This is a genomic window from Burkholderia sp. Bp8998 (assembly GCF_003854235.1).
In the GTDB taxonomy this organism is placed as follows: Bacteria; Pseudomonadota; Gammaproteobacteria; order Burkholderiales; family Burkholderiaceae; genus Burkholderia.
Genome location: NZ_QTQF01000018.1, coordinates 22,903 through 47,483, shown reverse-complemented (window position 1 = coordinate 47,483; position 24,581 = coordinate 22,903). Strand labels below are relative to the sequence as shown.

23 protein-coding genes are annotated in these 24,581 nt (G+C 67.6%); 5 read left to right on the top strand and 18 right to left on the bottom strand.

Going from position 1 to position 24,581, the window contains the following annotated elements; translation table 11 throughout:
• Positions 1-2: 2 nt before the first annotated feature.
• The 7 genes from DIE06_RS18970 to DIE06_RS18940 all read right to left on the bottom strand — a co-directional run bounded on the left by DIE06_RS18970 (position 3) and on the right by DIE06_RS18940 (position 9,508).
• Positions 3-1,292 (bottom strand): dicarboxylate/amino acid:cation symporter, encoded by a 1,290-nt coding sequence (locus tag DIE06_RS18970; RefSeq protein ID WP_124662675.1) that lies wholly within the window; start codon positions 1,290-1,292, stop codon positions 3-5.
• Positions 1,293-1,651: 359 nt separating this feature from the next.
• Positions 1,652-3,337 carry a cation acetate symporter gene (locus DIE06_RS18965; protein WP_124662674.1) on the bottom strand — a complete coding sequence of 562 codons (1,686 nt, stop codon included), beginning with the start codon at positions 3,335-3,337 and terminating at the stop codon, positions 1,652-1,654.
• Between the two features lie 11 nt (positions 3,338-3,348).
• Positions 3,349-3,654 (bottom strand): DUF485 domain-containing protein, encoded by a 306-nt coding sequence (locus tag DIE06_RS18960; protein WP_014895931.1) that lies wholly within the window; start codon positions 3,652-3,654, stop codon positions 3,349-3,351.
• Between the two features lie 95 nt (positions 3,655-3,749).
• Entirely contained in the window at positions 3,750-4,955 is a 1,206-nt protein-coding gene (locus DIE06_RS18955; protein ID WP_124662673.1) for a CaiB/BaiF CoA-transferase family protein, read from the bottom strand.
• A 29-nt stretch (positions 4,956-4,984) separates the two neighbouring features.
• Positions 4,985-6,133: an acyl-CoA dehydrogenase family protein gene (locus DIE06_RS18950; protein WP_124662672.1), complete on the bottom strand. Its 1,149-nt coding sequence runs from the start codon at positions 6,131-6,133 to the stop codon at positions 4,985-4,987.
• A gap of 14 nt (positions 6,134-6,147) precedes the next feature.
• On the bottom strand, positions 6,148-7,344 hold the full coding sequence (locus DIE06_RS18945) for an acyl-CoA dehydrogenase family protein (RefSeq protein WP_124662671.1): 1,197 nt from the start codon (positions 7,342-7,344) through the stop codon (positions 6,148-6,150).
• Between the two features lie 28 nt (positions 7,345-7,372).
• Positions 7,373-9,508, bottom strand: a complete 2,136-nt coding sequence (locus tag DIE06_RS18940) for a 3-hydroxyacyl-CoA dehydrogenase NAD-binding domain-containing protein (RefSeq protein ID WP_124662670.1) — start codon at positions 9,506-9,508, stop codon at positions 7,373-7,375.
• A gap of 249 nt (positions 9,509-9,757) precedes the next feature.
• Here DIE06_RS18940 and DIE06_RS18935 point away from each other — a divergent pair, with 249 nt between their 5' ends.
• Positions 9,758-10,720: a LysR family transcriptional regulator gene (locus DIE06_RS18935; RefSeq protein ID WP_124486547.1), complete on the top strand. Its 963-nt coding sequence runs from the start codon at positions 9,758-9,760 to the stop codon at positions 10,718-10,720.
• 73 nt (positions 10,721-10,793) lie between these two features.
• Positions 10,794-12,677 (top strand): gamma-glutamyltransferase, encoded by a 1,884-nt coding sequence (ggt, locus tag DIE06_RS18930; RefSeq protein ID WP_124662669.1) that lies wholly within the window; start codon positions 10,794-10,796, stop codon positions 12,675-12,677.
• A 44-nt stretch (positions 12,678-12,721) separates the two neighbouring features.
• On the opposite strand, the gene DIE06_RS18925 is transcribed toward ggt, so the two are convergent.
• The 3 genes from DIE06_RS18925 to tauA are packed head-to-tail and all read right to left on the bottom strand — an operon-like array spanning position 12,722 to position 15,552.
• Positions 12,722-13,690 carry an ABC transporter permease subunit gene (locus DIE06_RS18925; RefSeq protein WP_124662668.1) on the bottom strand — a complete coding sequence of 323 codons (969 nt, stop codon included), beginning with the start codon at positions 13,688-13,690 and terminating at the stop codon, positions 12,722-12,724.
• A complete protein-coding gene (locus DIE06_RS18920; protein WP_124662667.1) occupies positions 13,690-14,487 on the bottom strand; it encodes a taurine ABC transporter ATP-binding protein in 798 nt (265 codons plus the stop codon). The genes DIE06_RS18925 and DIE06_RS18920 overlap by 1 nt, the downstream gene beginning before the upstream one ends.
• A 48-nt stretch (positions 14,488-14,535) precedes the next feature.
• Positions 14,536-15,552: a taurine ABC transporter substrate-binding protein gene (tauA, locus tag DIE06_RS18915; protein ID WP_124662666.1), complete on the bottom strand. Its 1,017-nt coding sequence runs from the start codon at positions 15,550-15,552 to the stop codon at positions 14,536-14,538.
• 271 nt (positions 15,553-15,823) lie between these two features.
• Here tauA and DIE06_RS18910 point away from each other — a divergent pair, with 271 nt between their 5' ends.
• Together DIE06_RS18910 and DIE06_RS18905 are read left to right on the top strand one after the other, a co-directional pair.
• A complete protein-coding gene (locus DIE06_RS18910; RefSeq protein ID WP_124662665.1) occupies positions 15,824-16,228 on the top strand; it encodes a hypothetical protein in 405 nt (134 codons plus the stop codon).
• Positions 16,229-16,241: 13 nt separating this feature from the next.
• On the top strand, positions 16,242-16,910 hold the full coding sequence (locus DIE06_RS18905; RefSeq protein WP_124662664.1) for a hypothetical protein: 669 nt from the start codon (positions 16,242-16,244) through the stop codon (positions 16,908-16,910).
• Between the two features lie 295 nt (positions 16,911-17,205).
• Here the strand turns inward: DIE06_RS18905 and lipA are convergent, their stop codons facing one another.
• The 3 genes from lipA to DIE06_RS18890 all read right to left on the bottom strand — a co-directional run bounded on the left by lipA (position 17,206) and on the right by DIE06_RS18890 (position 19,356).
• Complete coding sequence (lipA, locus tag DIE06_RS18900; RefSeq protein WP_124662663.1) at positions 17,206-18,198, bottom strand: lipoyl synthase; 993 nt, start codon at positions 18,196-18,198, stop codon at positions 17,206-17,208.
• Positions 18,191-18,946 (bottom strand): lipoyl(octanoyl) transferase LipB, encoded by a 756-nt coding sequence (lipB, locus tag DIE06_RS18895; protein ID WP_057928547.1) that lies wholly within the window; start codon positions 18,944-18,946, stop codon positions 18,191-18,193. Before lipB ends, lipA begins: the two co-directional genes overlap by 8 nt.
• A gap of 83 nt (positions 18,947-19,029) precedes the next feature.
• On the bottom strand, positions 19,030-19,356 hold the full coding sequence (locus tag DIE06_RS18890; protein ID WP_124615075.1) for a DUF2917 domain-containing protein: 327 nt from the start codon (positions 19,354-19,356) through the stop codon (positions 19,030-19,032).
• Between the two features lie 102 nt (positions 19,357-19,458).
• On the opposite strand from DIE06_RS18890, the gene DIE06_RS18885 reads away from it, so the two are divergent.
• Positions 19,459-20,448: a transcriptional regulator GcvA gene (locus DIE06_RS18885; RefSeq protein ID WP_124662662.1), complete on the top strand. Its 990-nt coding sequence runs from the start codon at positions 19,459-19,461 to the stop codon at positions 20,446-20,448.
• Here DIE06_RS18885 and DIE06_RS18880 read toward each other — a convergent pair.
• From DIE06_RS18880 to DIE06_RS18860, 5 genes are all read right to left on the bottom strand, one after another.
• On the bottom strand, positions 20,432-20,740 hold the full coding sequence (locus DIE06_RS18880) for a YbeD family protein (RefSeq protein WP_057928637.1): 309 nt from the start codon (positions 20,738-20,740) through the stop codon (positions 20,432-20,434). The genes DIE06_RS18885 and DIE06_RS18880 overlap by 17 nt on opposite strands.
• Positions 20,740-21,666: a D-amino acid aminotransferase gene (locus tag DIE06_RS18875; RefSeq protein ID WP_124662661.1), complete on the bottom strand. Its 927-nt coding sequence runs from the start codon at positions 21,664-21,666 to the stop codon at positions 20,740-20,742. The genes DIE06_RS18880 and DIE06_RS18875 overlap by 1 nt, the downstream gene beginning before the upstream one ends.
• Positions 21,667-21,714: 48 nt before the next feature.
• Positions 21,715-23,028 (bottom strand): D-alanyl-D-alanine carboxypeptidase family protein, encoded by a 1,314-nt coding sequence (locus tag DIE06_RS18870; RefSeq protein ID WP_124662660.1) that lies wholly within the window; start codon positions 23,026-23,028, stop codon positions 21,715-21,717.
• 486 nt (positions 23,029-23,514) lie between these two features.
• Positions 23,515-24,159 (bottom strand): alpha/beta hydrolase, encoded by a 645-nt coding sequence (locus DIE06_RS18865; protein WP_124615080.1) that lies wholly within the window; start codon positions 24,157-24,159, stop codon positions 23,515-23,517.
• 13 nt (positions 24,160-24,172) lie between these two features.
• Positions 24,173-24,490, bottom strand: a complete 318-nt coding sequence (locus DIE06_RS18860) for a ferredoxin (RefSeq protein ID WP_044846759.1) — start codon at positions 24,488-24,490, stop codon at positions 24,173-24,175.
• Between the last annotated feature and the right edge of the window lie 91 nt (positions 24,491-24,581).

Below are 24,581 nucleotides of genomic sequence, written 5' to 3'. Positions count from 1 at the left end.
TGTCAGACGCCGGCCGTCTCGGTCGTCGTGACCTCGCCGCCGCCCTTCATCGCCTGGCGCAGCTTGTTGCGGTCGAGCTCCTTCTCCCAGGCCGACACGACCACGGTTGCGACACCGTTACCGACGATGTTGGTCAGCGCGCGGCATTCGCTCATGAAGCGGTCGATGCCGAGGATCAGCACCATGCCCGACAGCGGGATCGTCGGCACGACGGCGAGCGTCGCGGCGAGCGTGATGAAGCCCGCGCCCGTAACGCCGCTCGCGCCCTTCGACGTCAGCATCGCGACCGCGAGCAGCGTGAGCTGCTGCATCCACGTCAGTTCGATGTTGGTCGCCTGCGCGATGAACAGCACGGCCATCGTCATGTAGATGTTGGTGCCGTCGAGGTTGAACGAATAGCCGGTCGGCACGACGAGGCCGACGACCGAACGCGAGCAGCCGGCCTTCTCGAGCTTTTCCATCAGCTGCGGCAGCGCGGCTTCCGACGAGCTCGTGCCGAGCACGATCAGCAACTCTTCCTTGATGTAGGACACGAAGCGGATGATCGAGAAGCCGGTGGCGCGCGCGATCGTGCCGAGCACGACCAGCACGAACACGACCGACGTCAGGTAGAACGTGCCGATCAGCTTGAGCAGCGGCACCAGCGAGCCGACGCCGTACTTGCCGATCGTGAACGCCATCGCGCCGAACGCGCCGATCGGCGCCAGCTTCGTGACGATGTGCACGATGCCGAACAGCACGCGCGTGAGGCCGTCGATGAAGTCGGTCACGACCTTGCCGCGCTCGCCGAGGTGCGCAAGCACGCTGCCGAACAGCAGCGCGATCAGCAGGATCTGCAGGATTTCGCCCTGCGCGAACGCATCGACCATCGTGTTCGGGATGATGTGCATCAGGAAGTCGACCGTCGACTGCCCGTGCGCCTTCGCCGCGTACGATGCGACGGCCTTGCCGTCGAGCGTCGCCGGATCGATGTTGAAGCCGACGCCCGGACGCAGGATGTGCGTGGCCGCGAGGCCGAGCAGCAGCGCGAAGGTCGACACGATCTCGAAGTACAGCAGCGCCTTGCCGCCGACGCGGCCGACCTTCTTCATGTCCTCCATGCCGGCGATGCCGGTGACGACCGTACAGAAGATGATCGGACCGATCACCATCTTGATCAGCTTGATGAAGCCGTCGCCGAGCGGTTTCATCTCGGTGGCGAGCGACGGATAGAAGTGGCCGAGGATCACGCCGACGATGATGGCGAAGATCACCTGCACATAGAGCACTTTGTAGAAGGGTTTCTTCTTCACGATGGTTCCTGCTGAAGTAGATGAGCCGATGGAAACGGCGTCACGCGCGCGGACGAATGTCACAGGGGAAGATTCACTCGCCCGCGCGGCTGCCGTGCCGCAACAAGCGATGCCTCAGGACGTCCGGAGGGGGAGGAAGGCAGTGGTCATCGATTGTCTCCTTGCTTGCTGTAGTAGTTCGGCCGGGGGGATGGCCGTGCGCTTTATATCGCAAGGTCGATGCCAGGTTTCCGGAGCCCCTCAAGCCGTTGTTTTCATTGTATTTCTCATAATGCGGCAGGCAAGGAAATCCGGGATTCCGGATTTCCGGAAAATATCCGTCCGGCGATCCGGACGGATGGGCGATTTCATCCGACGAATCAGTGCTGGACAGCCCGGCTCGCCAGAACCCCCGTCTGCGCATAGAACTCCTGCTGCGCGAACGCGTCGCGCTCGCGTCGCGCGCGCTCGCCGCGGTCCGCGAGCGAGCCGACGACGATCCCGACGAACGCGAGCGGCACCGACACGAGTGCCGGGTTGTCGAGGAACACCGGCGCATGCGCGTGGTGCAGCACGTCGACCCACACCGACTTCGACAGCACCGTGAGCGCCACTGCCGACGCGAGGCCGAGGCCGCCGCCGAGCACCGCGCCGCGCGTCGTCATCCCGCGCCAGAAGATCGACATCGCGAGCACCGGGAAATTGGCGCTGGCGGCCACCGCCGCGACGAGGCCGACCATGAACGCGACGTTGACGTGCTCGAACAGGATCGACAGCGCGATCGCGACCGCGGACAGCCCGATCGTCGCCGCACGCGAGATACGCATCTCCAGCCGCTCGTCGGGCTTGCCGCGCGCCCACATCTGCGCATACAGGTCGTGCGAGATCGTGGTCGCGCCGGCGAGCGTCAGCCCGGCGACCACCGCGAGGATCGTCGCGAACGTGACGGCCGCGATGAACCCGTAGAACCAGTTTCCGCCGACCGCCTGTGCGAGCTTCACCGCAACCATGTTCGAGCCGCCGAGCAGGTCGTGCGTCAGGTTGAACGTGCCGTTCGCACCGAGCCGGAAGAATTCCGGATGCTGCGCGAGCAGCACGATCGCCGAGAAACCGATCACGAAGGTCAGCAAATAGAAGTAGCCGATGAAGCCCGTCGCGTACAGCACCGACTTGCGCGCCTCCTTCGCGTTCGGCACCGTGAAGAAGCGCATCAGGATGTGCGGGAAGCCGGCCGTGCCGAACATCAGCGCGATGCCGAGCGACAGTGCGTTGGCCGGATCGCGGATCAGCTTGCCGGGCCCCATGATCGACAGCGCGCCCGGATGTACGGCCACCGCGCGGCGGAACATCGCGTCGACGCTGAAGCCGAACTCGCCGAGCGCGAGCAATGCAAGCAGCGTCGCGCCGCACAGCAGCAGCACCGCCTTGATCACCTGCACCCAGGTGGTCGCGGTCATCCCGCCGAAGAACACGTAGACGACCATCAGCACGCCGACGATCAGCTCGGCCGTGCCGTACGACAGCCCGAACAGCAGCTGGATCAGCTTGCCCGCGCCGACCATCTGCACGACGAGATAGAGCACGACGATCGTCAGTGCGTTCGCGGACGTCAGCAGCCGGATCGGCCGCTGCGCGAAGCGGTACGCCACCACATCGACGAACGTGAACTTGCCGAGGTTGCGCAGCGGCTCGGCGATCAGGAACATCACGAACGGCCAGCCGACCAGGAAGCCGATCGAGTAGATCAGTCCGTCGAAGCCGAACATGAACACCATCCCCGACAGCCCGAGGAACGACGCGGCCGACATGTAGTCGCCGGCGATCGCGAGCCCGTTCTGCAGGCCGGTGATGCCGCCGCCGGCCGTGTAGAAGTCGCGCGTCGAGCGCGTGCGGCGCGCGGCCCAGCGCGTGAGCGCGAGCGTCGCGAACACGAACGCGAAGAACATCGCGATCGCGACCGGGTTCAGCTCGACCTTGTCGGGCATCGGGCCCGCGACGGAGGTCGCATGGGCGGCGGAGGAAACGAGAACGGCCAGCGCGCCGAGCGCGCTCGAGATGCGTCGCATGTCGGCCTCCATCACGAACGCTGCAGGATCGCGTCGACGCGGCGGTCGAACGCACGGTTCGCGCGCAGCACGTAGCACGCGGTCAGGCCGATCGCGACCAGGATGATCGCGACGCCCGCGGCGATCCCGACCGTCGTCGTCGCGCCGCGGTACAGCGGCGCGGCGAGCACGTGCGGCGCGAGCGCGACGAGCAGGATGAAGCCGTAGTAGGTGGCGATCATCAGCGCCGTCAGCGTGAAGCTGAAGCGGCGCCGCGCGCGCACGAGCTGCTGGTAGTCGCGGCGCGCCGTGACCGATTCGATGACGGAAAGCTCCATGGTGTCTCCATTTCCAACTCGTCATTGCGAGGGGTGTTGTGTGGCATGGTCGGCGCGCGTCGACTCCCCGCCCGCGCCGCGGCGGGAGAATCGATCTACACCACGCGGTCCGCACGCAGCCGCGCCAGCTCGGCCGCCGACAGCCCGAGCCAGCCGCCGAGCACGTCGTCCGTATCGGCGCCGAGCACCGGCGGCGCGCCGCGCACCGGCAGGCGCGCGCCGTCGAAGCGGTATGGCGGCGCGAGCACGTCGACGCCGCCCGCGACCGGATGCGGCTGCCGCGTGACGAGCCCTGCGCGGGTCGCGCGCTCGGACGTCAGCGCGTCGTGCAGCCCGAGCACTTCGCCGCACGGGATGCCGGCACCGGCCAGCGCCGCGAGCAGCATCGCGCGCGGCCGCCGCGCGAGTTCGCGGCGGATCTCGGGCAGCAGCGCGGCGCGGTTCTCCGAGCGGCCGAGGTTGGTCTTGTAGCGTTCGTCCGCGGCGAGGTCGGGCCGCTCGATCGCGTCGCAGAAACGCGCGAACTGCGCGTTGTTGCCGACCGTGATCACGAGCGGGCCGTCGGCCGCGTCGAACACGCCGTACGGCACGATCGACGGATGCGCATTGCCGTAGCGCGGCGGATCCTCGCCCATTAGCAGCGCGTCGAGCCCGTAGTACGCGGTGATCATCAGTCCGCAGTCGAACAGCGCCATCTCGATGCGCCGCCCGCGCCCGGTCGCATGGCGCTGGTACAGCGCGGCGAGGATCGCCTGCGCCGAATACATGCCGGTGAACAGGTCGACCGCCGCGACGCCGAACTTAAGCGGCGGCTGGCCGGCCTCGCCGTTCAGCGCCATCAACCCCGCCTCGCCCTGCACGACGAGGTCGTAGCCGGGCCGCGCGGCCTCCGGGCCCGAGCGGTCGTAGCCGGAAATCGCGCAATGCACGAGCCGCGGATTCAGCTCGGCCAGCAGGTCGTAGCCGAGCCCGAGCTTTTCCGCGCCGCCGAACTTGAAGTTGTGGATCAGCACGTCGGCCTGCGCGGCCAGCTCGCGCGCGATGCGCTGCCCGGCGTCCGTCTGCAGGTCGACGCAGATCGACCGCTTGCTGCGGTTCACGCTGTTGAAGTAGGTCGTTTCGGTCTCGCCGATCCGCAGCCCCCAGTCGCGCGTATCGTCGCCGCGCGCCGGATGCTCGACCTTGATCACGTCCGCGCCGAAATCGGCGAGCACCATCGCGCTCCACGGGCCCGCGAGCACGCGCGAGAAATCGAGCACCTTCACGCCGGCCAGCGGCAACGCACGCGGGTCGTTCGTCATCGTTGTCTCCTCCATTCGCGTGTTCGTCCTTATTGTTTCGACAGCGCGATGTAGCGTGCGAGATGGTGATCCTCGTCGCCGAGCTGGTGATCGATCATCACGAGCCGCTTCGCGTAGTGCGATAGCGGCAGCTCCCACGTCATCCCGATCCCGCCGTGCAGCTGGATGCTCTCCTCTGCGACGAGCGTGCCGATCCGGCCGATGCTGTATTTGGCGGCGGCGAGCGCGCGTTCGCGCACCACGCGCGGCGCATCGAGCTGCGCGGCCGCGTTGATCACCGCCGAGCGCGCCTGCTCGACTTCGAGCAGCAGGTCGGCCATCCGGTGCTGAAGTGCCTGGAAGCTGCCGATCGGCAGCCCGAACTGCTTGCGCGTGCGCAGGTAGTCGAGCGTCGCTTCCTTCGCGACGTCCATCGCGCCGAGCGCCTCCGCCGACAACGCGAGCAGGCCGTAGCCGAGCACGCGTTCGAGCAGCACGGCGCCCGCTTCGCCGTCTTGTGTGCCATACGGCACGCCGAGCGCGGCATCGGCCGGCAGCACGACGCGCTCGAAGCGCACTTCGGCCGCGCGGCCGCCGTCGATCTTCCGGTAGTCGCGCAGCGACACGCCCGGCGCGTCGGCCGGCACGACGAACAGGCCGATGCCGGCCGCGTCGTCGTCATTGCCCGCCGTGCGTGCGCTGACGACGAAGAACGCCGCCTGCGCGGCCTGGTCGACGACGCCCTTCGCGCCCGTCAGCAGCCAGCCGTCGCCGGCACGCTCGGCGCGCGTGCGCACGGTCGTCAGTTCGTAGTGCGAGCCCGGTTCGTCGTGCGCGAACGCGGCGCTCGCGCTGCCGTCGATCAGCGCGGCAAGCTTGTCGCGATGCGTGTCGCCGCCGGCAAGCGACAACGCACGGCCGGCAAGCAGCGCGCCGAGGAACGGCTCGACCACGAGCCCGCGGCCAAGGCATTCGAACACCACGGCGATATCGAAACCCGCGCCGCCGAAGCCGCCGTCGGTTTCGGCAAACAGCGCGCCGACCGCGCCGAGCTCGGCGAAGCGCTGCCACATCGTGCGATCGAAACCTTCGGCCGACTGCGCGATGCGGTCGCGCACCGGGAACGCGTACTGTTCGGCGATGAAGCGGTTCAACGTGTCCGCCAGCATCCGGCGGTCTTCTGTGTGCTGGAAATCCATCGTCGCGTTCCTCGTTACAGCCCGAGCATCATCTTCGCGATGATGTTCTTCTGGATCTCGTTCGAGCCGCCGAAGATCGACAGCTTGCGATTGTTGAAGTACTGCTGCGCGGCGCTCGCGGCGGCGTCCGGGCCGACCGGCTCGCCGTCGTAGTCGGCGTCGAGCGCGCCGTCGACGAACGGCTGCGCGTACGGGCCCATCGCGCGCCGCATCAGCGCGGTGATTTCCTGGCGGATCTGCGTGCCGCGGATCTTCAGCATCGAGCTTTCCGCGCCCGGCACGCCGCCGCCCGCGACCGCGGCCAGCACGCGCAGGTTGGTCGTGCGCATGTTCTCGAGTTCGATCTCGACACGTGCGACGCGCGCCGCGAAGAACGGATCGTCCGCGAGCGGCCGGCCGTTCTTCGTCACCTTCGCGGCGACCGCGCGCAACCGCTCCAGCGCGGCCGTCGAGAAGCCGATGCCGGCGATGTTGGTGCGCTCGTATGTGAGCAGGTATTTCGCGCAGGTCCAGCCGCGGTTCTCTTCGCCGACCAGGTTTTCCACCGGCACGCGCACGTCGGTGAAGAACACTTCGTTCACCTCGTGCTCGCCGTCGAGCGTGATGATCGGACGCACTTCGACGCCCGGCGTATTCATGTCGATCAGCAGGAAGCTGATGCCCTCCTGCTTGCGCACGTCGGTCGCGGTGCGCACGAGACAGAAGATCATGTTCGCGTGGTGGCCGAGCGTGGTCCACGTCTTCTGGCCGTTCACGACGTAGTGATCGCCACTGCGTACCGCGCTCGTCTTCACCGACGCGAGGTCGGAACCGGCGCCCGGCTCCGAATAGCCCTGGCACCACCAGTCGGTGCCGTCCAGGATGCGCGGCAGCCAGTGGCGCTTCTGCGCTTCGTTGCCGTACTTGATCAGCACGGGCCCGAGCATGTTCAGCCCGAACGGGACGATGCGCGGCGCGCCGGCGAGCGCGCATTCGTTGTCGAACAGGAACTTCTGCGCGACGCTCCAGCCGGGGCCGCCGTATTCGCGCGGCCAGTGGCTCGCGAGCCAGCCGCGCGCATTGAGGATCGCGTGCCATTCGCGCATGTCGTCGCGCGTCAGATGCAGACCGCCGTTCACCTTGCGCGCGATGCGCGCCGGCAGTTCGGCGGCGAGGAAGCGTTGCACTTCGGCGCGGAACGCTTCCTCTTCGGGGGTGAAATTCAGGTCCATCGTGGGTCCGTTGCGAATGCGGTTGCGTTCAGTCGATATGGTTCAGGCTCGCGAAGTTCGCGCCGCGCTCGACCAGCTCGACGATCAGCGGCGAAGGCTTCCAGAACAGCGGATCCTCCTGCGCGAACGCGCGGATGTCCGCGAGCACGTTCGCGAGGCCGAGCGTGTCCGCGTAGTGCATCGGGCCGCCGCGATGGCGCGGGAAGCCGTAGCCGTACAGGAACACCGCGTCGACGTCGAGCGGGCGCAGCGCGATCTTCTCGTGCACGACGTTCGCGCCTTCGTTGATCATCGCGGCGAGGTAGCGGCGCAGGATCTCGTCGTCGGTGAACGTGCGCGACGCGATGCCCTTCTTCGCGCGCTCGTCGGCGACGATGGCCTCGACTTCCGGGTCCGGCGTGCCGACGCGCGCGCCGTCCGGATACAGGTAGTAGCCGCGCGACGTCTTCTGCCCGAACCAGCCGCGCTCGCACAGCCGGTCGGAAATCTCCACGTAGCGCGCGCGCGGGTCGCGCGTCGCCGCGCGGCGCTTGCGGGTCGCCCAGCCGATGTCGCCGCCCGCGAGGTCGACGACCTGGAACGGCCCCATCGGGAAGCCGAATTCGCGCACCGCGCGATCGATCTGGTACGGCGACGCGCCGTCTTCCATCAGGTAATCGGCCGCGGTGCGATAGACCGCGAGGATCCGGTTGCCGATGAAGCCGTCGCATACGCCGGCGCGCACCGGCGTCTTCTTCAGCTGCTTGGCCAGCGCGAATGCGGTCGCGACGACCTCCGCGCTCACGCGCACCGGCACAACGATCTCGAGCAGCTTCATCACGTTGGCCGGCGAGAAGAAATGCAGGCCGATCACGTCGGCCGGCCGGTCGATGCTGGCGGCCAGCGCGTCGATGTCGAGATACGACGTGTTGGTCGCGAGCACCGCGCCTGGCTTGCACACGCGCGCGAGTTCGGCGAACACCGCCTGCTTCACGGCCAGATCCTCGAACACGGCCTCGATCACCACGTCCGCCTGCGCGAGCGCATCGTACGACGTGCTGCCCTTGAAGCGCGCGAGCCGCGCCGCATGCGCGGCCGGCGTCATCCGCCCCTTCGCGACGAGCCCGTCGTACACCTTCTCGACGTGCGCGCGGCCGCGCGCGAGCGACGCTTCGTCGCGTTCGATCATCGTCACGGGCAGCCCTGCATCGAGTGCCGCGACCGCGATGCCCGCGCCCATCGTGCCGCCGCCGACCACGCCGATCCGCTCGACCGGACGCGCGCTCGCGCGGCGCGCCTCGGGCGCCTTCGCGGCTTCGCGTTCCGCGAAGAACGCGTGCACGAGGCCCGCGCGCTGCGGGCTGTCGATGCATTGCAGGAACAGGCTGCGTTCGAGCTTCATCCCCGCGTCGAACGACAGCGTGAGCGCGGCCTCGACCGCGTCGACGATCTTCGCCGGCGAGAACAGGCCGCGCGACTTCTTCGCCAGGTCGGCGCGTGCCGCGTCGATCGCGGCCTGCGCGGCCGCACGATCGGCGAGCCCCTGCGCATCGCGCGTGCGGCGCGCCGGCGCGCCGAGCGACACGAGTTCCTGCGCATAGGCGAGCCCTTCGGCGAGCGTGTCGTCGCTGTGCGCGACGCGATCGACGAGGCCGAGCGAGAGCGCTTCGTCGGCGCTCGCGTGACGCCCCGTCAGCATCAGGTCGAGCGCGGCCTTCGCGCCGATCAGGCGCGGCGCGCGCTGCGTGCCGCCCGCGCCCGGCAGCAGGCCGAGCGTGACTTCGGGCAGTCCGAGCTTCGCGCCGGGCACCGCGAGCCGGTAATGCGCGGCGAGCGCGACCTCGAGGCCGCCGCCGAGCGTCGCGCCGTGCAGCGCGACCACGACCGGCTTCGCGCTCGACTCGATCCGCTCGCACACGTCGGGGAGCGACGGCGGCACGGGCGGCTTGCCGAATTCACGGATGTCGGCGCCCGCGATGAAGTTGCGGCCGGCGCCGACGATCAGCACCGCGCGGATCGCGTCGTCGGCCTGCGCGGCGTCGAGCGCGTCGGCGAGACCGCGCCGCACGTCGGCGGACAGCGCATTGACGGGCGGATGGTCGATCGTGACGACGAGCACCTTGTCGCGCCGTTCGCGCGTGACGGTGCCGGCTACGGATGTTTCGGGGGAAACGGGTGAATGCATGGTGTCTCCAGTGCGGTGCGCCGCGCGGCCGGGAACGGCCGCCGGGCCGGCGAGGTGGCGGTTCGCGAGCCTGATCCCGCGCGGCGGGAAACGATCCGGCGATATTTGCCGGGCATGACTCGATTCTCGATTGATCGAGATTCATTGACAATTCCCGCACGCCTTTACAAGCTGTCAAGTCTGACTTGACATTGAATGCTTTCGAACCGTTTCGGGTCGTTAAACGGGACGGAACAGGAGACACCAGGCATGGACCTGAACGCGCTGACGCTGCTCGTCGAGATCCTCGACGCGGGCAACCTGAGCAAGGCCGCGCAGCGGCTCAAGATGAGCCGCGCGAACGTCAGCTACCGGCTGAACCAGCTCGAACGCTCGATCGGCCAGCAGCTCGTGCGCCGCACGACGCGCCGCATCGAGCCGACCGAGATCGGACTGAAGCTGTACGAGCACGGCCGGCGCATCCGCAACGAACTGCTCGCCGCGCAGGAATCGGTGACGACGCTCGGCCAGGACCTGCAGGGCCGCGTGCGGCTGTCGGTGCCGAGCGGCTACGGGCAGATGGTGATGTCCGACTGGCTGCTCGCGTTCAAGCGGCTGCATCCGGGCATCGTGCTCGACGTGGTGTTCGAGAATCGGGTGGAGGACCTGATGCGCGACGAAGTCGACATCGCGATCCGCGTGATGTCCGAGCCGCCGCAGAACCTCGTCGCGCGCGACATGGGCGCGGTGCGCTACGTCGCGTGCGCGTCGCCCGCGTTCGCGGCCGCGCACGGGATGCCCGCGAGCCTCGGCGCGCTGGCCGCCGCGCCGGTCGTCACCGCGACGGTGCTTGGACGGCAGCTGCGGATCGCCGCGTATCTGGGCGACGAACGCCACGAGGTGCTGCTCGAGCCGACGCTGATTTCGGAGAACTTCCTGTTCCTGCGCCAGGCGATCCTCGCCGGGATCGGCGTCGGCATCGTGCCCGACTACGTGATGCAGGACGACATGCGGCGCGGCACGGTGGTCACGTCGCTCGACGCGTACCGGCTCAGCATCTTCGGCACGCACATGTACATGCTGTACATGCCGAACCGGCACCACACGCGCGCGACCGCGACGTTCATAGAGTTCATCCTCGAACAGGCCGGAAAGGCCGGCCGGGGCGGGCCCGGCGGGATGCGTCAGGGTTTCTTGTCTGATGACAATCCGCCGGCTGCGCGGCGACAATAGCGCGCCGCGTGCGCACGGCGCGTGCCGCGCCGGCGCCGCCGCCCCCTTCGATTTCACAGTTGCCGAGGGTTCAATGTTCGACCGGATTCGTCCGCATTCGCGTCCCTGGACGCCTGTCGCCGCGCTCGCGCTCGTCGCGCTCGTCACGTTCAGCGCCGGCTGCACGTCCCCGTCCGCGCCGTCGGGCGCCGTCGTCCCGGTCGCCGCCGCATCGGGCGCCGCGGTGCCGCTGCCCGGCGTTCATGCGCCCGAACTGTCGTCCGGCTGGACCGACAAGCCGGGCTGGACCTCGCAGCGCTTCATGATCGCGGCCGCGAACCCGCTCGCGACGCAGGCCGGCTACGGCATGCTGAAGGCCGGCGGCACCGCGATCGACGCGGCGATCGCGACGCAGATGGTGCTCGCGCTCGTCGAGCCGCAATCGTCGGGGCTCGGCGGCGGCGCGTTCATGCTGTATTTCGACGGCAAGGCAACGCAGGCGTACGACGGCCGCGAGACCGCGCCGGCCGCCGCGACCGACCGCCTGTTCTACGGCCCGACCGGCCAGCCGATGAGCTTCTACGAAGGTGTCGTCGGCGGGCGTTCGGTCGGCACGCCAGGCGTGCTGCGCATGCTCGACGCCGCGCACCGTGCGCACGGCAAGCTGCCGTGGCGCCGGCTGTTCCAGCCCGCGATCCGGCTCGCCGAGCACGGCTTCACGATCAGCCCGCGCCTGGCGATGCTCATCGCGAACGACAAGTACCTGATGAACGACCCGGCCGCGCGCGCGTACTTCTACAACAAGGACGGCACGCCGAAAGCGGCCGGCACGGTGCTGAAGAACCCCGCGCTCGCGACCGTGCTGCGCCAGGTCGCGGACCGCGGCGCGAATGCGTTCTACACCGGCGCGCTCGCGCGCGACATCGTCACGAAGGTGCGCAAGCACCCGACCAATCCCGGCCTGCTGTCACTGCAGGATCTCGCGCGCTACAAGGCGAAGGTGCGTGCGCCGCTGTGCACCGACTACCGGCGCTCGGTGGTGTGCGGAATGCCGCCGCCGTCGTCGGGCGGCCTCGCGATCGCGCAGATGCTCGGCATCCTCGAGGCGATGCCCGACTGGCAGCAGATCGGCGCGCAGAAGCCGGTGCGCAACGAAGTCGGCTACGAGCCGACGCCGTTCGCCGCGCACCTGTTCAGCGAAGCCGGGCGCCTCGCGTATGCGGATCGCGCACGCTACGTCGCCGATCCCGATTTCGTGCCGCTGCCGGGCGGCAGCTGGGCGAGCCTCACCGACAGGACCTATCTCGCGCAGCGCGCGCGCCTGATCGGCGACACCAGCATGGGCGTCGCGCAGGCCGGCACGCCGCAGGGCGCGACGCTCGCGCTGGCCGACGACCGCAGCCCCGAATTGCCGTCGACGTCCGACATCGCGATCGTCGACCGCTACGGCCAGGCGCTGTCGATGACGACCAGCGTCGAGGACGCGTTCGGTTCGCGGCTGATGGTGCGCGGCTTCATGCTGAACAACCAGCTCACCGATTTCTCGTTCGTGGCGAGCGAGAACGGCCGCCTCGTCGCGAACCGCGTGCAACCCGGCAAGCGGCCGCGCTCGGCGATGTCGCCGGAACTCGTGTTCGACAAGCAGACGAAGCAGGTGACGATGGTCGTCGGTTCGGCCGGCGGCCCCGCGATCATCAACCACGTCGCGAAGACGCTGATCGGCGTGCTCGACTGGGGAATGACGATGCAGCAGGCGATCGCGCTGCCGAACTTCGGGTCGATGAACGGGCCGACGCAGCTCGAACGCGGCCGCGTGTCGGATGCGCTCGTCGACGGGCTGAAGGGGCGCGGGCATGACGTGCAGGTCGTCGAGATGAATTCGGGACTGCAGGGCATCCAGCGGCTGAACGTGCAGGGGCAAACGGTGTGGTTCGGCGGCGCGGATCCGCGGCGGGAAGGGATTGCGATGGGGGAATGACGCGACCCGGCAGGAGCGGCGCCCCTCGCGCCGCCTGCTTCGCGTTACCCGCGCCCCTTCCACGGCACGATCCGGCGCTCGATCCACCGCATCGCGAGATCGAACAACCATGCGATCGCGCCGATGATGAGGATGCCCATCACGACGATATCGGTACGCAGGAAGCTCGACGCATTGAGCACCATCTGCCCGAGCCCGGCCGTCGCGGCGACCATCTCGGCCGCGACGAGCGTCGTCCAGCCGAACCCGATCGCGATCCGCAGGCCGGTGAGGATTTCCGGCAGCGCGGCCGGCAGCACGACGTGGCGCACGATCTGCGCGAAGCTGCCGCCGAGCGAATACGCGGCATTGATCTGCTCGACCGTCGCCGCGCGCACGCCCGCGCGTGCGGCCATCGCGATCGGCGCGAAGCACGCGAGGAAGATCACGACCAGCTTCGCCGTCTCGTCGATGCCGAACCAGATCACGACGAGCGGCAGGTAGGCGAGCGGCGGCAGCGGCCGGTAGAACTCCAGCAGCGGATCGAGCACGCCGCGCGCGATCCGGCTCACGCCCATCAGGATGCCGGCCGGCACGCCGACCGTGGTGGCGAGCACGAACGCGCCGAACACGCGCGCGGCGCTCCACAACAAATGCTCGGACAACGGCAGCCCGCCCTGGATGCGGCCGTGCCATGCGTCGACGAACGCGGTCCACACCGCTTCCGGCGCGGGCAGGAACAGCGGCGGCAACCACTGCCGGTGCGTCGCGACCCACCACAGCACGGCCAGCGCCGCGACCGTCGCCGCGCTTAACCCCGCTGTCCTGCCCTGCCCCGGCAGCCGATAGCGGCGCGACGCGCGCGCCGGACGACGCGATGCATCGTGCCGTTGCGCCGCGCAATCGTCGTCGTCGAATCCCGCGGCCGCTCGATCGGCCGCCCACGAATCCTGCGTGCTCATGGTGTCCTGCCTGTGCAAAGTTCTGATCCGGCCGCGCCCGACGGACGCACCCTGCCGCGCGAACTCATGCATCACGCGGTCTCCGCGACCGCCTCGTCGCGATGCAGGTACGCGATCAGCCGCTCGCGCCACGCGATGAATTCCGGCGACGACTTCACCGCGCGCGCATCGCGCGATTCGACGTAGCGCCGCGCGAACGGGAGCTCGAACGTTTCCGCGATGCGGCCGGGGCCCGGCGTCATCACGACGAGACGCGTCGCGAGGAACAGCGCCTCCTCGACATCGTGCGTGATGAAGAACACCGTCTTGCCGGTGCGCGCCCACACATCGAGCACGAGCGCCTGCATCGTGCCGCGCGTCATCGCGTCGAGCGCGCCCATCGGTTCGTCCATCAGCAGCACGCGCGGATCGCTCGCGAGCGCACGCGCGATGCCGACGCGCTGCTGCATCCCGCCCGACAGTTCGTACACGCGCGCGTGCGCCTGGCGCTCGAGGCCGACGAGCGCGAGCATCTCGCTTGCGCGCGCTTCGCGTTCGGCCTTCGACACGCGCGCGAAGCGCAGCCCGAGCGCGACGTTCTCGAGTACGTCGAGCCACGGCAGCAACGCATACTTCTGGAACACGACGCCGCGATCGGCGCCGGGGCCGGTGACCGGCACGCCGTCGACGCGCACGTCGCCGGTCGTCGGCGCGACGAAGCCGGCCATGCAGTTCAGCAGCGTCGTCTTCCCGCACCCGGACGCGCCGAGCGCGACGACGAATTCACCGGAATCGATGCGCAGGTCGACGCGCGCGAGTGCCTGCGTCGTCGGCCGACCGCGCTCGCCCGGATAGGCGACCGATACCTGACGGACTTCCAGCGTGCTCATGATCGAGGGCTCCGCGATGAGTGGCCTGGGTTGCCCGGGTTGGCGCGCTCAGCGCGCGGCCTTCTGCACGAACTGCGGATCGACACCGACCGAGTAGTCGGCGAGCACCGTCTGGATCGTGCCCTGCGATTTCAGGAACGCGGCGGTGGCCGCGAGCGACTTCGCGGCGCCCGACTGCGCACCGCCGCCGAGCCACGTCGGCGACGCCTGCTCGGCCGGCGTCGGGAACCCGTAGAGCGCCAGGCTCGCCGGCACGTCCTGCGCGTTCGCGCCCGACACCTTCGCGACCGCCTCGACCTGCGGCGAGCCGACCTTCCACGCGGCTGCATGCGCGCGGTAATCGGCATCGGCGGACGCGAGCACCTTCACGAAGCGCGCGACGAACCCGGGGTTTTCGCGCGCGAACTTGCGGCTCACGACGAAGCCGTCGAAGGTCGCCTTGCCGCTTGCCTTCGCGACCTGGCCCGACGTCGTCAGCACGGTGCCCGACTGCTTGACCTTCGCGAGCACCGGATCCCAGATGTAGGTCGCGTCGATGTCGCCGCGCGTCCACGCGGCCGCGACCTCGGGCGGACGCAGGTTGACGATCTTCACGTCGTTCGGATTCACGCCCGCGGCCTGCAGCGCGACGAGCGTATGGAAATGCGACGTCGACACGAACGGCACGCCGATCTTCCTGCCCTTCAGCGCGGCGACGCTGGTCACGCCCGAACCGTTGCGCGCGACGAGCGCCTCCGCGTCGTTGATGTTGTCCAGCACCCAGAACAGCGAGATGTCGAGCCCCTGCGACAGGCCGGCCGCGATCGGGCTGGAGCCGGCCTCGCCGAGCTGCACGGTGCCCGACGCGAGCGCGCGGATCACGTCGGCGCCGCTGTCGAGCTTGCGGAACCTGACCTTGTAGCCGGTCGCCTTTTCGACTTCACCGCTCGCCTGCGCGTAGCGCCACGGCACGACCATGTCCTGGTACGCGATCACGACTTCACGCGATTCGGCGTGCGCCGCGCCGAGCGCGGCAAAGGCGGTCAGCGCGACGACGGCGCGGCGGGTGAAGCTGAAACGGGACATGCGGCTCTCCTTCGAATGCGGGCGTTGCTGCGGGAGAGCCGACTTTACGAGCTTTGCGTGCGGCGGGAGCGAACTTATCCTGCGAAGCTATCGATGATGTTTCAGCTTTGCTTTCCATGCTGGATTAGATTGCGCGTCCGGTCGGGCGATGATTGCCGTGCGCGGGCGGGCTATCGCCGCGTGTGAACACCGTGCGTTAGTCGACGCGAGATCGTAGGCCCGCTCATAAGACAGGCGGTGGGCGGAACATATCAAGCAAAAGGTCCGCGCCATGGATAAGGAGGTTCTGGTTCAGCCCCGGCCAATGGTGCCGGGTGATGGTGTGTTCTCTCAGCGTGGCTTGGCTATCAGCCTCGGCATCGTCAAATATGCTCGTGTCCTGCGAGTTGTCGGCCTCGCTTTTACTGGCTATGACCTCTCGGTTGCATCCAATGAAACCATTCGCCTAAAGTCCGTTCGTCCTCTGGAAAAGGAGGTCATTCGCCAGACCGGGGGATGGGCGGGTAGTTGGGCCGGCGCCGTTGCTGGCGCCAGGATAGGCGCTACAGCGGGCGCGATGGTCGGTATTGAACTCGGGCCTGGTGCCGTAATAACCGGCGCCATCGGTGGCATCCTCTTTGGCGCCATCGGCTATTTCGGCGGCTCGACGATTGCCGATCAGATTCCAGATGAATGATGAGGGAGGAGACGTGTCTTTCTTCAAGCGCAAGATTGATGAGTTGCAAGCGAAGCGGGCGGAGCGGGAAAGTGCGAAGAGTCTCGAAGATGCCTTTGGAAAGTCGATCCGTGAATTGCAGACCATTTTCCGCTCCGGTTCGCTCGATCTCGAAAAGCAGCAAGTTCCTGCCTATCCCAAGCCGATATATCAAGGCGATGCAGGAATCAACGCTTTCGGGCTGGCTCATCATGTTCAGCCTGATCAGTTTCCGGCTTTGCTCAATCTCGTGCGACAAGGCCGGAACGAGGTTGCGTATTTTCATTTCGTGCGCGAAGTCGGCGGGCAGTCGCTGAGCACCGTCATCTCCCCCAAATGGAGGTTTGCAGAGCGAGTCGTGCGCTTGCTCTCCAACGATGTTGAGCTGATTGCCGAGCTCTCGGAGCAGGGCTTCCACCCTCCGCCTCCGTGGATCACGTTGTATGAGTTTGGACCAGTTCTGCATGTCAGTCAGGGCGATCCTCACTACTGGCTGAACTATGTCTGGGACTCGTTCTGGGAAAGCCTGAGCCTGGATGAACAGACGAGCTTTCTGGAAGCAGGCAGGAAAGAGACTGATGCCTATATCTCGACCGAGGACTGGGAACTGTGGGTTGAGAGTATCAGAATGCGCGACGCCCGGTTTCGCAAGCTTGAGGTCTGAAAGCCCATTTCCGACACTGGCCGATGCGACGTGATGGCAGCGTGCTTACCCGACTTGGTTTCTGGAGCTACCGAACACGATGATCGGTGACAGATCGTGGTACTTGGCTATGACGAGCAGGAGCGCGAAGGCACAATGACGGACGATTGACCGGATGCCAACTGGCGATGGAGGCGCTGACGAAATCGCGCCTGCGCTAGAAGCCACTGCTTCTCTTCGTCAGGATGCCGAGACGAAGATCAGCATAAAAAAACCCGCAAAGCGGGTTTTTTGTTCATCGAGCTTCAGTGCACAATCAAACCACCCCTGCCCCATGCGCCTGCAGATCGGCGTGATAGCTCGACCGCACCATCGCGCCGACGGCCGCGTGCGTGAAGCCCATCTTGTACGCTTCTTCCTCGTACATCTTGAACGTATCCGGATGCACGTATGCACGCACCGGCAGGTGGTGCTCCGACGGCTGCAGATACTGGCCGATCGTCAGCATGTCGACGTCGTGCGCGCGCAGGTCGCGCATCACCTGCAGGATTTCCTCTTCGGTTTCGCCGAGGCCGACCATCAGCCCCGACTTCGTCGCGACGTCCGGATGCTGCGCCTTGAAGTCCTTCAAGAGCTTCAGCGAGTGCGCGTAGTCCGAACCCGGGCGCGCTTCCTTGTACAGGCGCGGCACCGTTTCGAGGTTGTGGTTCATCACGTCCGGCGGTGCGGCGTTCAGGATCGAGATCGCGCGATCGAGACGGCCGCGGAAGTCCGGCGTCAGGATCTCGATGCGCGTGTCCGGCGACTGCTCGCGCACTTCGCGGATGCACTCGACGAAGTGGGCCGCGCCGCCGTCGCGCAGGTCGTCGCGGTCGACGCTCGTGATCACCACGTACTTGAGCTTGAGCGCGGCGATCGTGCGCGCGAGGTTCTTCGGTTCATCCGCGTCGAGCGGATCGGGGCGGCCGTGGCCAACGTCGCAGAACGGGCAGCGGCGCGTGCACTTGTCACCCATGATCATGAACGTCGCGGTGCCCTTGCCGAAGCATTCGCCGATGTTCGGGCAGCTCGCTTCCTCGCACACCGTATGCAGGTTGTGCTCGCGCAGGATCGTCTTGATCTCGTTGAAGCGCGAGCTGCCGGTGGCCGCCTTCACGCGGATCCACTCGGGCTTCTTCAGCTTCTCGATCGGAATGACCTTGATCGGGATGCGCGCCGTCTTCGCCTGCGCCTTCTGCTTGGCGGTCGGATCGTAGGCAGGGGTCGCGGCCGAATCGGCCGGTGCGGGGGAAGCGGTAACGTCAGTCATTCGAATGTTCCAGTGCCTGCGGCTTGTCGGCGGCCGCGGATTCGCCATCGAGGTTGGCAATCAGACGACCCACCAGCGTGTGGGCGACGTCGTTCCAGTCGGCGGCAACCTCGAGGCTCGCCATGTCGACGGTTTCCAGTCCGGCATAGCCGCACGGGTTGATCGCAAGAAACGGGCGCAGATCCATCTTCACGTTCAGGCTCAGGCCGTGATAGCTGCAGCCGTTGCGGATCTTCAGGCCGAGCGCCGCGATCTTCGCGCCTTCGTGCACGCCGGACGCCACGTAGATTCCCGGCGCGCCCGCCTTGCGGACCGAAGCGAGATTATACGCCGCGAGGGTTTCGATCACGGCCTCCTCGATCTTCGTCACGAGCGTGCGCACCATCAGCTTGCGCCGGCGCAGGTCCAGCAGCAGGTAGACGACGATCTGGCCGGGGCCGTGGTAGGTGATTTGTCCGCCGCGGTCGACCTTCACGAGCGGCACGCCGCTGTCGGCCACCAGCAGGTGGGCCGGGTCGCCGGCCTGGCCGAGCGTGTAGACGGGCGGATGCTCGACGACCCAGATCTCGTCGCCGGTGTCGGCCGTGCGCGTGTCGGTGAACGCGCGCATCGCGTCGAAGCTCGTCTCGTAGGCCTCGCTGCCCCGCCAGCGCACGGTGACCGGCGCGACAGGCTGAACCGGAGAGCCGGCGGGCGATTCGGAAACAGCGACAGGCGTGGACACGATGGCAACCGGCGAGACGGACATGGGCGGTAGTTTACCGAAAACCCATGGGTCTCGCCGGCCCTGGAAGGGGACGGATCCGGCGTATCCGTCGGAGGAAAGACCCGTCAGACGGTGCGCCAGCCGTCGTGGAGCAACGCATTCACGCGGTTGCGCAGCCGCGCGAGCACGCCGCGTGCGACTTCCCCGGCCGGCCGCGACACCGAAAACGCGACATGCGCGCCCTGCCGGCCTTCCGCGCTGAGCCATAGCCGCTCGCCGCGGCGCAGCCGGAGCGTCTCGCCGTCGACCAGGAAGTAGTCCTCGACGTCGTTGCTGCGCGTCGCCCACACCGGCCCGCATTGCACCGTCAGGCGCGTGCTGCGTTGCACCTTCATCGGCACGGTCTCGCCCGCGGGGATTTCGAACGTGATGCTTGAAGAAATTTCTTGCATGATCGACTCCGCCAATAAATGCTTCGATGGCTACAATCGTAGTCACTTCAAGGCACCCGACCAAACGACCAATTTTCACGTCGATGTGAGGAAAATTAGCAAATGGACCTCCGCCAGCTGCCTGCGCTGAACGCGATTCGCGCGTTCGAAGCCGCCGCCCGTCACGAGAATTTCTCCCGCGCCGCCGACGAGCTGTACGTCACGCACGGCGCGGTCAGCCATCAGGTTCGCGCGCTCGAGGAGGAGCTCGGCGTGCAGCTGTTCACGCGCAACGGCAAGCGGTTGTGCCTGACCGACGCCGGCATGCGCTACGCGCAGCAGGTCCGCACCGCGCTGATGGTGATCGCCGATGCGACGCGCGAGGTGCGCGCCAGCGACCGCGGACGGCGGCTGGTGGTGTCGATGCTGTCGTCGTTCGCCGCGCGCTTCATCACGCCGCGCATCGGCACGTTCATCGAGCGGCATCCGGAAATCGACGTCGAGCTGCAGTCGACCAACTCGCTCACCGATTTCGCGCGCGACGACGTCGATCTCGCGATCCGCTTCGGCTCCGGCAGCTATCCGGGGCTGCATGTCGAGCCGCTGTTCGAAGAGGTGTTCTTTCCGGCGTGCTCGCCGACGCTGAACGGCGGCAAGCTGCCGCAGACGCCCGCCGATCTCGTGCACTACAACCTGCTGCGCTCGGACGACGAGCTGTGGCGGCCGTGGTTCGACGCGGCGGGGCTCGATACGCTGACCGAACCGAAACGGGGGATTCTGTACCAGGATTCGTCGAACCTGCTGCTGGCCGCGATCGACGGCCAGGGCATCGCGCTGGTGCGCCGCTCGCTCGCGGTACACGACCTGCTGGACGGGCGCCTCGTGCGCCTGTTCGACATCGACGGGCAGAGCCCGTGGCACTATTTTTTCGTGTGTCCGCCGCCGCTCCTGAACACGCCGCGCGTGCAGGCGTTCAGGACCTGGCTGCTTCAGGAAGTCGCCGCGTACCAGCTGCTGTGCGATGAACTGGACGCGCGGCGCGCGGCGGGGAAGACCCCCGCCGAGTGCGCGCAGGAAGGAGGATGGAAAACGGCGCTCAGAGTACGACCTTGACCATCGGATGGCCGGTCAGCGCGCGGTAGATGTCGTCGAGCTGTTGCTGGCTCGTCGCGCGCACGGTGATCGTGAGGCCGGTGTAGTTACCGCCGCTCGATGCGCGCTCCTCGATCTTCTCGACGTCGATCTCGTTGTCGTGGACGGCCACGACCTTGAAGATCGTGTCCTTGAATTCCGGGTGCGCCTTGCCCATGATCTTGATCGGGAAATCGCACGGGAACTCCAGCAGCGACTCCTTCCGGGTATCGATCGCGCCGGTCACCTCGATGGTTTTGGTCGGTTCGCTCATCATTTTCTCCGGGTTAGGTCAAACTGTTCAAACTCGCGTGCCTTCGCACGCTGGTACGCGTCGTACAACGCCGCGAATACGGGGCCCGGCTTGCCGCCCTGCACGGGCAGGTCGTCGAGCGACGTGACGGGCAGGATTTCCTTCGTGGCCGACGTGATCATGATCTCGTCCGCCGAGCGCAGCTCGACTTCGCTGATCTCGCGCGCGACGAACGGAATGCCGCATTCGTCGGCCAGCTGCTCGACCAGCGCGTAGCGGATTCCTTCGAGGATCTTGTTGCTGCGCGGCGGCGCCGCCAACTCGCCGCTCTTCACGATCCACACGTTCGACGACGAGCCTTCGGTCACGTTGCCGTCGCGCAGCTGGATCGTCTCGAACGCGTCGCGTTCGGCCGCATGCTGCGCCATCAGCACGTTGCCGAGCAGCGAAATCGACTTGATGTCGCAATGCAGCCAGCGGCGATCCTCGGCCGTCACGCAACGCACGCCCTGCGCGCGCTCCGCTTCCGACGGCAGGCGCAGCGGGCTCGTCATCGCGAACACCGTCGGCACCGTATTCGCCGGGAACGCGTGGCCGCGCTTCGCGACGCCGCGCGTCACCTGCAGGTAGACGAGCGCGTTGGCGTCAGCGAGGCCCGCCGCATTCGCGGCGACCATGCGCTCGATCAACGCGCGCCAGCCGGCCGCGTCATGCGGATTCTCGATGCCGATCTTCTTCAGGCTGCGCGCGAGCCGCTCCAGATGCTGTTCGATCCGGAACGGCACGTGCGCGCCGTCGTGCGCATACACGGGGACGACTTCATACACGCCGTCGCCGAAGATGAACCCGCGGTCGAGCACCGGGACCCGGGCCTCCGACAGCGGCACCAGCTCCTCCTGCGACGACACGCTGAGGTAGACGATCGGTTCGAATTCGGCTTGGCTCATGGCTATACCAGTTGGGGATGAAGTCGTGAAAACAAAGGCCCGTCGCGCTTACTTCTTCTTGCTGAACATCAGCAGGATCGAGTCCCAGATACGGCCGAAGATACCCGCTTCCGGCACCGCCTGCAGCGCGACGACCGGGAATTCCGACAGCGTCTTGCCGTCGGCGACGAGCTTCACGGTACCGACCTGCTGGCCTTCCGCGAGCGGCGCGATCAGCGGCGCGTTGACCTCGACTTCCGGCTTGACCTTGTCGCCCAGGCCGCGCGGCACGGTCACCCACTGGTCGCCCTTCACGCCGACCTGCACGGTGTTTTCCTTGCCCTTGTAGACGCGCGGCGTCGACATCGCCTGGCCGCCCTTGAACAGGCGCACGGCGTCGAACGCGCTATAGCCGTAGTTCAGCATCTTCATGCTGTCCTGCGTGCGTTCGCCTTCCTTCTGCTCGCCCATCATCACCGACACGAGACGGCGCTGGCCGTCGACACCCGGGATCGCGCGCTTGGCCGACGCGATCAGGCAGTAGCCGGCCGCCTGCGTATGGCCGGTCTTCAGGCCGTCGACGGTCGGATCCAGCCACAGCAGCCGGTTGCGGTTGCCCTGGCGGATGTTGTTGTACTTGAATTCCTTCTCCGAGAAGATGCTGTAGTACTGCGGAAAATCGCGGACCAGGTGCGCGGACAGCTTCGCGAGGTCGCCGGCCGTCGTGTAGTGGTTCGGGTCGGGCATGCCGTTCACGTCGGCGAAGTGCGTGCCCTTCATGCCGAGGCGCGCCGCCTCGTCGTTCATCATCGTGACGAACTGCCCCTCGCTGCCGCCGACCAGTTCGGCCAGCGCGATCGCGGCGTCGTTGCCCGACTGGATGATCATCCCGTATACGAGGTCGTGTACCGACACCGGCTTGTCCGCCTCGATGAACATGCGCGACTCGTCGGTGCCGACGCGGCGCACGGCGGCGCTCGGCGTGACGATCTGCTCCATCGAGATCTTCTTCTTGTCGAGCGCCTCGAACACCAGGTAGGCCGTCATCAGCTTCGTCAGCGACGCGGGCTCGACGCGTTCGTCGGCGTTGCCCGATGCGAGCACCGTGTTGCTCGTCGCATCGACGAGCACCCACGAGCGCGCGTTCACGCCCGGCGGCGGCACCGCGCCCGGCATGAAGGTCGCGGGCGCGCCGGTGAACTGCTCGGCGGCAGCCGGCGCGGCATGCGCGGCCTTGGCCTTGGCGGCCGGCTTCGCCTCGGCGACGACGATCGTCGACGCGAGCGCGACGGGCAGCATCACGCCCAGCGCGACGTTGCGCGCGGCGGTGCCGAAGGCGATGGAAGAAGCGAGGGACTTGAGGCCTTGGGGAGACAGACGCATGATCGATTCAGGCTGGTGGCAGAAAGTGCGGCGCGAAACGCGCAGGGGTTGAACGGCAAGGCGGCGGGCGTTCCGGCGTTCGTCCGACTGCGTCGGACGGCGCGAAACGCGCCGGTTGGACTCGTGCGGACGCGTTCGGTTCGCGGCCGAACGCGAGCGGGCGGACAGGCGGCGAAACGAGCGCCGCATGGGCCCAGCCGGGCCGCGGGCGACGCGAAATGCGGCCATTATACGTGGCCGCGCAGGGCGTTTTCGCGAACCGTGACCCGGGTGGCCGCACACCGGCTTCGAGAGGATAGCGCGGCTTCGCTGCGGACAATCGCGCTCGAAGCCGCGCGAAAGGCGTGCGCAGGCGCTGTGCAAGTCGGGTTGCGCCGCGCGGGAGCGGGCAGGTGCGACCGTGCCATGACACGATGAGGCGCGATGTCGCGCGAGCGGCGACCTCGCGATCGTGCGGCAGCGGCGCCGCGCGCCGGGTTCAGCGAATCAACGCCACGCGTCGACGATGATGCGCTTCAGCACGTGCAGCTTGCGATGGAAGAAGTGCTCCGCGCCGGGGACCACGACGACCGGCAGCTCCTGCGGCCGCGCCCAGTCGTAGACCGATCCGATCGGCACCGTGTCGTCGGTTTCGCCGTGGATCACGAGCGTGTTCTCCGGCACGTCGGCGACCTGCCAGCGGCTCGCGGCAGTGCCGACGAACACCATCCGCTCGATCGTCTCGCCCGCGTCGCGCAGCCGCTTCGCGACATGCGACAGCACGAAGGTGCCGAACGAGAAGCCCGCGAGCACGAGCGGAAGATCCGCATACGCAGGCTGCGCGCGCATGTGCGCAAGCACGGCAAGCAGGTCGTCGGCCTCGCCGATGCCGTTGTCGTGCACGCCCTCGGTCGCGCCGACGCCGCGGAAGTTCGACCGGAACACCACGTAGTCGAGCTGGACCAGCGTGCGCGCGAGCGTTTGCGCGACCTTGTTGTCCATCGTGCCGCCGAACAGCGGATGCGGGTGCGCGACGAGCGCGATGCCGCGCGGCGCGGCGCTGCCTTCGCGCACGGCGTCCGGCAGGTCGACCGCGATTTCGATCTGCCCGACCGGGCCGGCGATCAGCGACTTCTGCGTATGAACGTTCATTCGGCCGGCCCGCTCAGATCTTCAGGCGCTCGACGACCTTGCCGTCGCGCAGGTGCGATTCGACGATCTCGTCGATGTCGGCCTGGTCGACGTACGTGTACCACGTGCCTTCCGGATACACGACCATCACGGGCCCTTCCTCGCAGCGGTCGAGGCAGCCGGCCTTGTTGATGCGGACCTTGCCGGGCCCCGCGAGGCCGAGTTCCTTCACGCGCTTTTTCGCATATTCCTGCATGGTCTGCGCGTCGCATTGCGCGCAGCTCGGACGCTCGGCGCCCGGGTCGCGCTGGTTCAGGCAGAAGAAGACGTGGTGCTGGTAGTAGGAATCCATGATGGTGACGAGCGGCCCGGCGCGGTGTCGGGCGAAAAGAGAGGCGATTGCCGTTGCACACGGCAACGGAGGTGCGGACGATTATAACGAG

Bases quoted from the DNA above. Each gene is read 5' to 3' on its own strand.
- DIE06_RS18965 (WP_124662674.1), bottom strand. From the start codon at position 3,337: ATGCGACGCATCTCGAGCGCGCTCGGCGCGCTGGCCGTTCTCGTTTCC.
- DIE06_RS18960 (WP_014895931.1), bottom strand. From the start codon at position 3,654: ATGGAGCTTTCCGTCATCGAATCGGTCACGGCGCGCCGCGACTACCAG.
- DIE06_RS18955 (WP_124662673.1), bottom strand. From the start codon at position 4,955: ATGACGAACGACCCGCGTGCGTTGCCGCTGGCCGGCGTGAAGGTGCTC.
- DIE06_RS18950 (WP_124662672.1), bottom strand. From the start codon at position 6,133: ATGGATTTCCAGCACACAGAAGACCGCCGGATGCTGGCGGACACGTTG.
- DIE06_RS18945 (WP_124662671.1), bottom strand. From the start codon at position 7,344: ATGGACCTGAATTTCACCCCCGAAGAGGAAGCGTTCCGCGCCGAAGTG.
- DIE06_RS18940 (WP_124662670.1), bottom strand. From the start codon at position 9,508: ATGCATTCACCCGTTTCCCCCGAAACATCCGTAGCCGGCACCGTCACG.
- DIE06_RS18935 (WP_124486547.1), top strand. From the start codon at position 9,758: ATGGACCTGAACGCGCTGACGCTGCTCGTCGAGATCCTCGACGCGGGC.
- ggt (WP_124662669.1), top strand. From the start codon at position 10,794: ATGTTCGACCGGATTCGTCCGCATTCGCGTCCCTGGACGCCTGTCGCC.
- DIE06_RS18925 (WP_124662668.1), bottom strand. From the start codon at position 13,690: ATGCATGAGTTCGCGCGGCAGGGTGCGTCCGTCGGGCGCGGCCGGATC.
- DIE06_RS18920 (WP_124662667.1), bottom strand. From the start codon at position 14,487: ATGAGCACGCTGGAAGTCCGTCAGGTATCGGTCGCCTATCCGGGCGAG.
- tauA (WP_124662666.1), bottom strand. From the start codon at position 15,552: ATGTCCCGTTTCAGCTTCACCCGCCGCGCCGTCGTCGCGCTGACCGCC.
- DIE06_RS18910 (WP_124662665.1), top strand. From the start codon at position 15,824: ATGGATAAGGAGGTTCTGGTTCAGCCCCGGCCAATGGTGCCGGGTGAT.
- lipA (WP_124662663.1), bottom strand. From the start codon at position 18,198: ATGACTGACGTTACCGCTTCCCCCGCACCGGCCGATTCGGCCGCGACC.
- lipB (WP_057928547.1), bottom strand. From the start codon at position 18,946: ATGTCCGTCTCGCCGGTTGCCATCGTGTCCACGCCTGTCGCTGTTTCC.
- DIE06_RS18890 (WP_124615075.1), bottom strand. From the start codon at position 19,356: ATGCAAGAAATTTCTTCAAGCATCACGTTCGAAATCCCCGCGGGCGAG.
- DIE06_RS18885 (WP_124662662.1), top strand. From the start codon at position 19,459: ATGGACCTCCGCCAGCTGCCTGCGCTGAACGCGATTCGCGCGTTCGAA.
- DIE06_RS18880 (WP_057928637.1), bottom strand. From the start codon at position 20,740: ATGAGCGAACCGACCAAAACCATCGAGGTGACCGGCGCGATCGATACC.
- DIE06_RS18875 (WP_124662661.1), bottom strand. From the start codon at position 21,666: ATGAGCCAAGCCGAATTCGAACCGATCGTCTACCTCAGCGTGTCGTCG.
- DIE06_RS18870 (WP_124662660.1), bottom strand. From the start codon at position 23,028: ATGCGTCTGTCTCCCCAAGGCCTCAAGTCCCTCGCTTCTTCCATCGCC.
- DIE06_RS18865 (WP_124615080.1), bottom strand. From the start codon at position 24,159: ATGAACGTTCATACGCAGAAGTCGCTGATCGCCGGCCCGGTCGGGCAG.
- DIE06_RS18860 (WP_044846759.1), bottom strand. From the start codon at position 24,490: ATGGATTCCTACTACCAGCACCACGTCTTCTTCTGCCTGAACCAGCGC.